Here is an 11,842-nt window from a genome sequence, read left to right on the forward strand (position 1 = left end):
TTTACATGACAGATTGTATTTTTTGTAAAATCATTTCAAAAGATATTCCAAGTTATCCTGTCTATGAAGACGATAAAGTCTATGCTTTTTTAGACATTACACAAACAACGAAAGGCCATACACTTGTTATCCCCAAAAAACACGTTAAAGATCTTTTTGAATTAGATGAAGAAACTGCTCAAGATGTTTTTGCTCGCATTCCAAAAATTGCGCGTGCAATGGAAAAAGCATTTCCAAATATGGAAGGTTTGAACATGCTGAATAATAACCGTGAACTCGCTTACCAGTCTGTCTTCCATTCACATATTCATCTCATCCCTCGTTACAGTAAAGATGACGATTTCAAAATAATGTTTGGAGACAACAGTACAAAATATTCATCAGAACAAATGACAGCAATCGCTGAATCTATCAGAAAGAATGTGTAAACCATGGCAAAAAAAAGTTTCTCTTCAAAAAAATTCATTAAAGGTTTAGTCGTTGGTGGGATTATTGGTGGCGGTGCTGCATTGCTTCTTGCACCAAAATCAGGTAAAGAAACACAAGATGAATTAAAAAATAGTATCAACGATACATTAGACTTACTAAAAAAATTCAAAACTGATATTGCCGACGTGCAAGAAAACCAAAAAAAAGTAGCCTATTTGTCACAAACGCTATTACCAGAAAATGCACAGTCCTTAGAGAAGAATATTGATCAATTTAAATTTGCAAATGCGCCTCGCATTGCAATTATTAAAGAACAATTAAATAAAATCAGTAAAGAAATAAATCGCTTTGACGATAAAATGAACGAAATCGAAGAAAAAAGAGCACGCTAGAATTAATATCAAATTGTGGAGATTTTATAAATATTTATCGAAATAAATCATAACATTATTTTTTTTAACCTACTTTTATGTTATAGTATTAAGCGTGATTACTTTTTAACTATTAAAAATAACAAAATTAGATAGAATGGAAGGTTTTTTAAGAATGAAGAAAAAATTATTAAAATTATCAGGTCTTGTATTTCTAAGTGCACTTATCCTTAGTGGTTGTTCTGCTGACAACAAAGAAATCGTAACAATGAAAGGTGGAAAAATCACACAAGATGAATTCTACCAAGAGCTTAAAAAAGACGATCAATCAAAACAGTTATTAACTGGTATGATTTTCAACAAAATCGCACTTGAAAACTATGGTGATAAAGTAAGCGAAAAAGAAATTGAAGCAGAATACAAAAAAGCTGAAAAACAATACGGTGGTAAAAAAGTTTTAGAAGAAAACTTAAAACAATACAAAATGGATGTTAAAACATTCAAAGAAAACATCAAAACAAACTTAGCTCAAAAAGAAATGATGGCTTCTCACGTTAAGATTACTGATGCTGACTTAAAAGAAGCATGGAAAACTTACCATCCAGATGTTGATGTACAATTCATCGCAATGGGTGATGAAGCTGAAGCTAAGAAAACTTTAGAATCAATCAACAACAATGGTGACTTTGCTAAAATCGCAAAAGAAAAATCAACAGATGAAACAACTAAAGGCGAAGGTGGTAAAGTAACATTTAACTCTACACAAGTTACTAAACCAGCTAACGTAATGATCCCTGATGCTGTTAAAGAAGCAGCATACAAATTAGAAGATGGTAAAGTTTCTGACGTAATCACAGCACAAAACCCTATGACAGGTGAAGATAGCTTCTACATTGTTAAAATGGTTAAAAACAAGAAAAAAGGTAATGATTACAAACCTTACGAAAAACAATTAAAAGAAATCACTGAACAAACAAAACTTGCTGATCCAACTTTCCAACAAAAAGTTTTAGGCGATGAATTAGAAAAAGCAAACGTTAAAGTTACAGATCCTGACTTCAAAGATATCTTAAATGCTTTCCTTCCACAAAAAGAAGAAAAAGCTGATAAAAAATCTGATAAAAAAGATGACAAAAAAGAAGACAAGAAAACAACTGAATCAACAAAATAATTGTTAATTAATAAGGCTGGCAAAATGTCAGCCTTATTTTTTATTTAAATAATCGAAAAAAAAGATTTAGACACTCATCTTATCGAAAAATGAGTGCTAAATCTTTTTGTTTATTCTATTATTTTATTTAACCAAAAGCTTGTGCCGGCATCTACCAATTCAAAAGTTAAATCAAAATTATCAGTGTAATACGGATCAGGTATTTCTAAAGTTGAAACATTCGGTACACTATCTAATAGTAAACGCACCTTTGCCTTCTCTTCAGCCGTTTTTGCTAAGGCCAATAAGCCATTGATATTTTCTTGATCCATGCCAAAAATATAATCATATTCTTCAAAATCACTTGCATTAATTTTAGTTGACGTAATACCAGAATAATCAATTTGATGTTCATCTAAAATCGCTTGCGTTCCTTCATGCGGTCGATTACCCAAGTTCCATGTCCCTAACGCTGTTGAAGAGATAAAAAACTTATCTTGCATACCACTTTCGTTCACTTTCGCTCTAAAAACAGCTTCAGCCATCGGCGAACGACAGATATTACCCAAACAAACAAAAAGTACTTTTATCATCAAAATTCCTCCTAAAAAAGAAAAAATCTAACACAATGTTTAGATTATCTTTTCTTTCTTCAATTTTCTAACCAAACAATTGTGTTTCTCCATCAAGAAATTCTAATTCAATTGAATGAGTTAAGACGTCTGCATAACTGTAAGAAACTCGTTCAACAGCGTGATCGCCTTGATCTAAGTCAACTACAAATACAGCTGGATACATTTCTGCAAGAACACCATTATGTTCACTTTGACGCTTTCTACCAACTTGAGACGTTAACGTCAATCGACTACCTATTCTTCCTTTTAGGTCTTCTTTGATTGATGCGATATTATGATTCATTTCATTCACCTCAGAATCATTTTATCATAAAATCAAGAAAAAAGAAAATTTTACCATAAATGATTTGCTAATTCAAGTATATATGAGATTTTTTCGGATTTTTTAATTGATTTTCATAAAGAAAAGTAGCAAAAGAGTGTTATCACTCCTTATTATTTTTTAATTTTATATTTCTTCTTTCAGTTTGATTCTCGCCCGAGATAATGCACCTACAACTTGGCTAATTTCAAGGCTCAACTTCTGTGAAATCTCCTCTTTTTCACATCCGTCTAAATATGCCGTGAAAACATCTCTCTCCAAATCAGATAAACGACTACCAAAATCAGACAACGAATCGCGAACAAAAATATAATCAACTCCAACTAAGGAATGAATACTTTCCCGTACATAAGCAACATGTAACGGACTTTCTAACGATTCAGCGTAACGAATACTTTTACGTTTCAACGCTTCTTGGTGACGTACCAGTCCAATAACAGCTCGTTCGAAGTTAATTTTGAAGTAAGCTCCAAAACTAACTCCTTTGGATGGGCAAAAATCAAGCGCCGATAAATGGCAAATAATCCGACCTTCTTGCAGCCAATCATCTTGATCGAAGTCTTTTAAATAGTACTTTTGACTGAGTTTTAAGACAATTGGTTTATATTGGTTAAATAACAATTCAACTGCTTCAGGATCATTAGTTTTAGCTTTATTTATTAGGTTTATTTTATCCATGACTGACTCCTTATCAAGGAGTGATAACGCTTACTTTTGCTACATCTATAGACTACCACGAATCGTGATAAATTAAAAGAGAACAATTGTTCAAATTGTTATTTTTTATCATCCATCTCGTCAAAAAATAACTGTAATTCAAACAATTGTTCGCTACGCCACGGGGAATTCCGGCGATAATTAGAATAATGATAATCTTCTGTATCGTTTAAAATTTCTTTTTCTGACTCCATGATTGCTTTGTATAATTCTCGAGCTGAAACTCGCAAAGCACCTTTAGAAAAAATAATCCATTGTTCAGCCAAATCACTAGTTGCAACTCGAACATGTGTTAACGGATTAATTCTTAAGCCAGCTTCTCTTTCAATATAAGTATCTGCCGTTTCTTCCTCTTTGGTAAAAACGACAGTTACTCCGACATAATCATATTGTTTTTGAATACCAGGAACAAACTGAGCATCAAAAACAACAATAATTTCAATGTCTTTATAGCGCGCATAATTAGAAAGCATAAATAAAAGTAGATCTCTAGCATCTTCCAATTTTGCTTGCTTTTTTAATTGGACCAATTCAGGCCAAAAACCAATCATATTGTAACCATCAACAAATAAAACTTGACGTTTTATTTTTTTATGATATTTCATGTCTAATTCAATCTCTTTCTAAAGACTTCATACATTAAAAGTCCTGCTGCAACACTCGCATTTAAACTTTGAACATGGCCTGTCATAGGGATTGTAATTAATTCATCCATTTCTTTCTTCAAGCCTGGACTCATCCCTTTACCTTCATTCCCAATAACCAAACCAATATTACCCGCAACATTCCAATGGCGGTAATCTGTGCCTTCCATATCTGTCCCGAATAACCAAAAATTTTCTGCCTTTAGTTTTGTTGCAACTTGCGATAAATTTGTCACACGCGCCACAGGAATATGTTCGACGGCACCAGTCGATGTTTTAACGACAACTGGTGTAATACCGACTGCGCGATGCTTAGGAATAATAATACCATCAACACCTGTTGCATCCGCCGTACGCATCATAGAACCTAAATTATGAGGATCCATCACGCTATCTAAAATTAAAAAGAAACGATTTTCTTTTTCAGCTGTTTGTGTCAGCAATTCATCTAAAGTTAGATATTCAAATGGAGTTGTTCTTAACACCATTCCTTGATGATTTTCTTGATTAGTTATTTCATCTAATTTTTGTTTTTTCACCCATTTTACAGGTACAGAATATTCAGCTGCTAGTAGTTTAACTTCTTCTATTTTTTGACCCTTCAAGTCTTCTTGTAGAAAGAGTTTATTGCCACGACGAGCCATAATCGCTTCGACAACAGCATGACGACCAAATGAAACATCCTCTAAAACAACTTCTTCATTTATTTTTTTGTGTGTATTCGACCGACCTTTTTTTGGGGGAAACGGTTTTTTATTATTTTTTTGATTGTTTCGCATTTTTTTCACCTATTCTCTCGATGGACCATTGAATTAATTCTTCCATTCGCTCTTTTTGTTCAGTCATATGTAAATAGCCCATCAATGCTTCAAAACCAGTTGAAGAGCGATAGATTGCCACTGAAGTGTTTTTAGCACCTGTATGACTCTTGGCATTTCTTCCTCGTTTATACATTGATAACTCAGTTTCTGTTAAGATATTTTCTGCTTGCATGAGTTCTATTAAATAATGTTGCGCTTTAGCAGAAACATAGTGGGTTGCCATTCGGTGTAATTGATTCGGTCTTGTTTGACCAGAGCGAATCAAAAAGTCACGGATATAAACTTCATAAACAGCGTCACCGATATAAGCCAGTGTCAAACCACCAAGTAATGTATAATCTTTTTCGTCTTTCATTAACTTCGACTCCATCTCGTTCCTTGGGCAGTATCTTCTAAGATGATGCCTTGATTTTTTAGTTCATCACGAATTTCGTCACTTCTAGCAAAATCGCGATTTTTACGTGCTTCGTTACGCTCATTGATTAATTGTTCGACAGTTTCATCTAGTAATTCTTTATCTTCAGCAAATTGAATCCCAAAAACAGCCATAAATTCTCTAAGTTGTGCTTGAGAAGCCATAATGATTTCTTTTGATACATTTACTTTTTCAAGATACGAATTCAACCATTTTGTTAATTGGTAAACAACTGTAATCCCGTTTGCAGTATTAAAATCATCATCCATTCCCGTCACAAATTGTGTCTTAAATTCTGCTAATTCGTTTAAGTATTCTTCATCATCTTCTAAAGAATCTAATGCTGTTTCTAATCGGAATGTTGCATTATGATCAGCATGTTTAATTTTAGATAAATTCGTTTCCGCTTCTTTCAGGACAATTTCATTAAATGGCATTGGGCGACGATAATGAGTAGTTGCTAAAGCAAAACGGATAATTTCTGGTTTAACTTGCTCCATTAAATCATGTGCCGTTACAAAATTCCCAAGAGATTTACTCATTTTTTCTCCAGAGTCACCGACTGTTAAATAAGCATTATGCATCCAATAATTTGCAAAACGTTGCCCTGTATGAGCTTCACTTTGAGCAATTTCATTTTCATGATGTGGAAACTCTAAATCTTGTCCACCAGCATGAATATCAATGGTTGCGCCTAAGTGTTTTGTTGCCATAACCGAGCATTCAATATGCCAACCTGGACGTCCTGCTCCCCAAGGAGATTCCCAAGATACTTCGCCACTTTTAGCAGCTTTCCATAATGCAAAGTCTAATGGATCTTCTTTCTTTTCTTGCTCGTCACCTATACGATTACTTGCGCCAACTTCTAATTCATCAATACTTTTATTACTCAATTGTCCATAATTTTTAAATTTACGGGCACGATAGTACACATCACCATTTGACTCATATGCATAGCCTTTTTCAATCAATGACGCTACAAACGCTATAATATCATCAATATGATCAATCACGCGAGGATGAAGACTTGCTGGTTGAACATTTAATTTTGCAGTATCTTCTTCAAAGGCCGCAATAAATTTATCGGCTAATTCTTTCGTTGTCATGCCTTCTTCCTTAGCAGTACGAATTATTTTATCGTCAACATCAGTGAAGTTTGACACATAATTTACTTCATAGCCACGATACTCTAAATAACGACGCACTGTATCAAAAGCAACAGTACTACGAGCATTCCCAATATGAATATAGTTATAAACTGTTGGGCCACATACATACATGGTGACCTTATTTGGTTCTATCGTTTGAAAAGTTTCTTTTTGACGTGTTAATGTATTATAAATTTTCATGTTGAATTCCTCCTAAATATAAAAATAAGAACGTCTTTTAAAAAATTCAAAAGACGTTCTTTACGTGGTTCCACTTTAGTTCATAAAAGTAACCTTTCATTACTTTTACCTTTTGATAGGTAACGTCTATCACGCGTTTTTGATTACTTTTTTTCATCAAAACTACTCCAAGAGGCACTTCAAGAAGGAATTAAGTTTACTTGCACCCACCGTAAACTCTCTGAGGTTAATTCCTACTCTACTTTTCTTTTCAGCGTATTTATTATTTTGTTGCTTGTTTTAAGTGATCTAACACTTTCTCTTTACCTAATAATAAAATAGTTTCAGCTAATTCTGGACCGTGCATTTGACCACTAACAGCGACACGAATTGGCATAAACAAGTTTTTACCTTTCACACCAGTTTCTTTTTGAACCGCTTTGATCGCTGCTTTGATTATTGGCACGTCCATCTCAGTCATTGCTTCAATTTGAGCTGTGAAAGCTGATAAAACTTGTGGCACTGTTTCGCCAGCTAAGACTTCTTTAGCTGCATCATCTAAAGCTAAAGTATCGTTAAAGAATAATTGTGATAATTCAACGATTTCAGCTGCGTAACTCATTTGTGGTTGGTAAAGACTTGCTAATTCAGCAACCCATTCATGACGTTCTGGTGTTAAGTTTTCTTCAACTAAACCAGCTTTCACTAAATGAGGTAAACACATATCAGTAAATGCATCACGTTCTACTTGTTTCAAGTATTGGTTACTTACCCATTCTAATTTCTTACTATCAAATGCAGCTGGTGATTTACTCAAACGATCAGCATCAAACATTTCGATTAATTCTTTTTGATTAAAGATTTCTTCTTCACCTTTTGGTGACCAACCTAAAAGTGAAATAAAGTTAAACATACCTTCTGGTAAATAACCTAGTTCACGATATTGTTCAATAAATTGTAAAATTGTTTCATCACGTTTACTTAGTTTTTTACCAGTTTCACTGTTAATAATTAATGTCATGTGACCAAATTCTGGCGCTTGCCAACCTAACGCTTCATAAATCATCAATTGTTTTGGTGTATTCGCAATATGATCATCACCACGTAAAACATGAGTGATTTCCATCATATGGTCATCAACTGCTACTGCAAAGTTGTAAGTTGGCATGCCATCACGTTTTTGGATTACAAAGTCGCCACCAACACTGTCTGATTCAAAAGTAATTTTTCCTTTGACAATGTCATCAAATGAATACTCTTCACCTTTTGGAACGCGGAAACGAATCACTGGAACAATACCAGCTGCTTCTTTTTCAGCTTGTTCCGAAGGAGTCAAATGTGTACATTTGCCAGAGTAGCGAGGAATTTCACCGTGCGCTTGCTGTGTTTCACGAGCCGCTTCTAATTCTTCCTCTGTACAGTAACATTTATAAGCTAAGTTGCTTGCTAAAAGTTGATCGATTAATGGTTGGTAAATATCTTTACGTTCTGATTGACGATAAGGACCAAATTTACCTGGTTTGTCTGGAGATTCGTCCCAATCAATATTCAACCATTCAAGGTTTTCAAGCTGACTCTTTTCACCATCTTCAATGTTACGTTTCAAATCAGTATCTTCGATACGAATAACGAAATCACCACCGTGGTGTCTTGCGTATAAATAATTGAATAATGCTGTTCTTGCATTGCCGATGTGTAAATGACCTGTTGGACTAGGTGCATATCTAACACGTACTTTTTTTGTCATGAGAGTTACCTTCCTTACTTATCTATAATGTTCCTACTTATTACCCTAAATTTTACATTCATTTCTTGGTTTAGTAAAGGGTTGACCGCACTTTATTCATGAATTGTTGTCTGAGAGTGTGATGGTTTCGCAAAAATCATTCGACCAGCGGCTGTTTGCAGTGCGCTTGTCACAATGACATTAATTTTTTCATTCATAAAATGTTTTCCATCTTCAACGACAACCATCGTGCCGTCGTCTAAATACGCCACACCTTGTTGACGTTCTGTACCATCTTTCATCACGATAACATCCATGGTCTCACCAGGAATGACCACCGGTTTAATAGCATTTGCTAATGCATTAATATTAAAAACCGGTACATTTTGAAATTCACAGACTTTATTCAAGTTAAAGTCATTTGTCACTACTACACCGTCTAGTGCTTTAGCTAGTTTGATTAATTTTGAATCAACTTCTTGCACATCTTCAAAATCACCTTCATACATTTCAACGCTGATACCAGGTTCTTTTTGTAATGAGTTTAAAATATCTAGACCGCGACGACCACGAACGCGTTTCATACTGTCGCCAGAATCAGCAATATATTGTAATTCATATAAAACAAAATTTGGAATCAATAAAGTGCCTTCAATAAATCCTGTTTTAGCAACATCATAAATACGACCATCAATAATCACACTTGTATCAAGTATTTTATATTTTCTAAAATAATCATCTGCCTTACGTTCCAAAATTTCTTCTGTACCTTTTTTAGGACGTGGCGCAAATAATTTTTTGAATTCATCAATTTTAGTTGTTCCCACGCGGAAACCAAAATAGCCTAATGTCAACATAATCAATGTTGGTAAAATAATATTTAAGTAGGCAATTTGAACTGAATATAACGGGATTGAAACCAAAGCTCCTAAAAGTAAACCAACGATGGTACTAATACTACCGAAGACTAAAATCGACAAGCTTTGTTCATTGATCACCTTTTCCATTCTTTTTACTGTTCTTGCCACGTAGTCGTAGGTAAGTGCTGAAAAAATAATAAAAATAATTGCTCCGATAACGCCCATTACGACTTCGTTTTCTAAAACTGGTTGATTACTTAATCCAATTAAATTCCAAAATTTGGGTACAAATGTTAAACCTAAACTAAAACCTAAAATGGCAAAGATTGCTAAATATATTTTTTTCAATTTTTCTTCCTCCTTTCTTTATTTAAACACCTGTCGCAAGACTTCTGTGACAGTTGCAACACCAATTACTTCGATTCCTTTTGGAACCTGCCAACCAGCTAAATTGTTCTTAGGGACATAAACTTTACTAAAGCCAAGCTTTTCAGCTTCAACAACACGTTGTTCGATTCGGTTTACGCGTCTAATTTCACCTGTTAAACCAATTTCACCAATAAAACACTCTTTGGCAGATGTCTCACGTTCTTTGTAGCTTGAGGCGATACTAACAGCAATCGCCAAATCAATCGCTGGTTCATCTAGCTTCACGCCACCCACTGCTTTTAAATAAGCATCTTGATTTTGTAATAATAAACCAGCACGTTTTTCTAAAACGGCCATAATTAGCGACACACGGTTATAGTCAAGACCTGTTGCTGTTCGCTTAGCATTACCAAATACTGAAGGTGTAATTAAAGATTGCACCTCCGCTAAGATAGGGCGTGTACCTTCCATTGAACAAACAATAGCCGATCCTGTCGCACCTGCTAATCGTTCTTCTAAAAAAGCTTCTGATGGGTTCAACACTTCAACCAAACCTTGCGAACGCATCTCAAAAATCCCAATTTCATTTGTGGAACCAAAACGATTTTTAACCGCACGTAAAATACGGAATGTATGATGTCGTTCCCCTTCAAAATATAAAACCGTATCTACCATATGCTCGAGCATACGTGGTCCAGCCAATGAACCTTCTTTTGTCACATGACCAACAATAAAGATGGCTACCTGATTTGATTTTGCAATTTGCATCAATTCAGCTGTTGTTTCGCGGACTTGACTCACGCTACCAGCAGCGCTATTCAATTCTGGATTAATCATGGTTTGAATAGAGTCAATGACGACATACTCAGGTTTTAGATTCTCAATTGTTTGCTTAATCGCACTCATATCCGTTTCAGCATAAACATAAAAGTCGTTTTCACTATCACTTAGTCGTTCAGCACGCATTTTAATTTGTTGCGCACTTTCCTCCCCAGATACATAAAGCACTTGACCTTCAAGTTTGCTTAACTGTTGTGACACTTGTAACAGTAAAGTCGATTTACCAATTCCTGGATCACCACCAATTAAGACCAATGAGCCTGGTACCACACCACCGCCCAAGACACGATTCAACTCACCCATATCAGTCTTAACGCGTTTTTCTTTTTGATGTACAACTTGACCTAATTTCTCAGGTTTTGTCCGTTCACCTTGTAAACTGACGCGACTATGACGGGTCACTTTTTCTTGAATAATTTCTTCAACTAATGAATTCCATTCACCACAATTTGGGCATCTCCCTAAATAATTAGGAGAAATATAACCACATGACTGGCAAATAAATTCTGTTTTGCTTTTTTTTGCCAAGTTATTCCCTCACTTTTTAAGATACTTTATTTTAACATACGTTGCCAAAAGCTATTGTCCCGACGAACCAAAGCCACCATCGCGATTTTGTGTTGTTTCATCATTATCAGCTTTTAAGAACGGCAAAAAGATGCCTTGCCCAATTCGTTCGCCTTTTTTAATCACGACATCTGTTAGACCAAAATTAATAAATTGGAACATAATATGACCTTCGTTGCCAGCATTACCATAATAGTCACTATCAATAATGCCAACACCATTTCCTAATAATAAGAAACGTTTCAAGGGATTGCTAGAACGATTACATAATTGTAAAAATTCATCTTCACCCATATATGCTTTCACCCCAGTAGGAACTAAAACAGGTTTTACCTCTTTTTTTAACTGGTCATCAGCAAAAAATTCATCATGATTTAGAATTGCTTTTAAACTTGTCGCAATCCCTTTTTTCCAAATACTTGGAATGACAACCTCACTAGCTGCTTCAAAATCATATCCAGCTGCATGGTGTGTTGCTCTTTTTGGTAAATTAATCGCATCAAATGTTGATACTTTTTCAAATCCCCTATTTCTCGACATCTAATAAAAAACTCCAATCTCTATATACTGTATCTAGATAATTATAGCAAAATAAAAAGAGTAAGTCTGTTTAATTCACACAAACCTACCCTTTTCTTCAATATTTTA

General features: G+C 34.6%; 14 protein-coding genes and 1 other annotated feature. Of the genes, 3 read left to right on the plus strand and 11 right to left on the minus strand.

Annotated features, from left to right (window positions below; all coding sequences use genetic code 11):
- Positions 1-5: 5 nt before the first annotated feature.
- The 3 genes from ESZ54_RS07925 (at position 6) to ESZ54_RS07935 (ending at position 1,971) form a co-directional block, all read left to right on the plus strand.
- Positions 6-428, plus strand: coding sequence for an HIT family protein (locus ESZ54_RS07925; RefSeq protein WP_136137129.1), 423 nt, complete (start codon positions 6-8; stop codon positions 426-428).
- A 3-nt stretch (positions 429-431) separates the two neighbouring features.
- On the plus strand, positions 432-821 hold the full coding sequence (locus ESZ54_RS07930; RefSeq protein ID WP_136137130.1) for a YtxH domain-containing protein: 390 nt from the start codon (positions 432-434) through the stop codon (positions 819-821).
- A gap of 154 nt (positions 822-975) precedes the next feature.
- Entirely contained in the window at positions 976-1,971 is a 996-nt protein-coding gene (locus ESZ54_RS07935) for a peptidylprolyl isomerase (RefSeq protein ID WP_136137131.1), read from the plus strand.
- A 110-nt stretch (positions 1,972-2,081) separates the two neighbouring features.
- Here ESZ54_RS07935 and ESZ54_RS07940 read toward each other — a convergent pair whose 3' ends face one another.
- The 11 genes from ESZ54_RS07940 to ESZ54_RS07990 form a co-directional block, all read right to left on the minus strand.
- Positions 2,082-2,543: a low molecular weight protein-tyrosine-phosphatase gene (locus tag ESZ54_RS07940; protein ID WP_136137132.1), complete on the minus strand. Its 462-nt coding sequence runs from the start codon at positions 2,541-2,543 to the stop codon at positions 2,082-2,084.
- Positions 2,544-2,610: 67 nt separating this feature from the next.
- Entirely contained in the window at positions 2,611-2,868 is a 258-nt protein-coding gene (locus ESZ54_RS07945; protein WP_136137133.1) for a Veg family protein, read from the minus strand.
- Positions 2,869-3,033: 165 nt separating this feature from the next.
- Positions 3,034-3,585, minus strand: coding sequence for a sigma-70 family RNA polymerase sigma factor (locus tag ESZ54_RS07950; RefSeq protein WP_136137134.1), 552 nt, complete (start codon positions 3,583-3,585; stop codon positions 3,034-3,036).
- Between the two features lie 98 nt (positions 3,586-3,683).
- The gene (locus ESZ54_RS07955) at positions 3,684-4,211 is read right to left on the minus strand and encodes an NYN domain-containing protein (protein WP_136137274.1); all 528 of its coding nucleotides are present in this window, start codon (positions 4,209-4,211) and stop codon (positions 3,684-3,686) included.
- 20 nt (positions 4,212-4,231) lie between these two features.
- Positions 4,232-5,047 carry a 23S rRNA (guanosine(2251)-2'-O)-methyltransferase RlmB gene (gene rlmB, locus ESZ54_RS07960; protein ID WP_136137135.1) on the minus strand — a complete coding sequence of 272 codons (816 nt, stop codon included), beginning with the start codon at positions 5,045-5,047 and terminating at the stop codon, positions 4,232-4,234.
- The gene (locus ESZ54_RS07965; protein WP_136137136.1) at positions 5,025-5,444 is read right to left on the minus strand and encodes a Mini-ribonuclease 3; all 420 of its coding nucleotides are present in this window, start codon (positions 5,442-5,444) and stop codon (positions 5,025-5,027) included. The genes rlmB and ESZ54_RS07965 overlap by 23 nt, the downstream gene beginning before the upstream one ends.
- Entirely contained in the window at positions 5,444-6,853 is a 1,410-nt protein-coding gene (gene cysS / locus ESZ54_RS07970; protein WP_136137137.1) for a cysteine--tRNA ligase, read from the minus strand. The genes ESZ54_RS07965 and cysS overlap by 1 nt, the downstream gene beginning before the upstream one ends.
- Positions 6,854-6,899: 46 nt before the next feature.
- Positions 6,900-7,116, minus strand: a binding site (T-box leader).
- On the minus strand, positions 7,116-8,579 hold the full coding sequence (gene gltX, locus ESZ54_RS07975) for a glutamate--tRNA ligase (RefSeq protein WP_136137138.1): 1,464 nt from the start codon (positions 8,577-8,579) through the stop codon (positions 7,116-7,118). It overlaps the preceding feature by 1 nt.
- A 92-nt stretch (positions 8,580-8,671) precedes the next feature.
- Positions 8,672-9,766, minus strand: a complete 1,095-nt coding sequence (locus ESZ54_RS07980; RefSeq protein WP_136137139.1) for a PIN/TRAM domain-containing protein — start codon at positions 9,764-9,766, stop codon at positions 8,672-8,674.
- An 18-nt stretch (positions 9,767-9,784) separates the two neighbouring features.
- The gene (radA, locus tag ESZ54_RS07985) at positions 9,785-11,155 is read right to left on the minus strand and encodes a DNA repair protein RadA (RefSeq protein ID WP_136137140.1); all 1,371 of its coding nucleotides are present in this window, start codon (positions 11,153-11,155) and stop codon (positions 9,785-9,787) included.
- Positions 11,156-11,206: 51 nt separating this feature from the next.
- Positions 11,207-11,734 carry a dCTP deaminase/dUTPase family protein gene (locus tag ESZ54_RS07990; protein ID WP_136137141.1) on the minus strand — a complete coding sequence of 176 codons (528 nt, stop codon included), beginning with the start codon at positions 11,732-11,734 and terminating at the stop codon, positions 11,207-11,209.
- Positions 11,735-11,842 lie beyond the last annotated feature (108 nt).

The organism is Vagococcus silagei (genome assembly GCF_004795745.1).
Classification (GTDB): domain Bacteria; phylum Bacillota; class Bacilli; order Lactobacillales; family Vagococcaceae; genus Vagococcus; species Vagococcus silagei.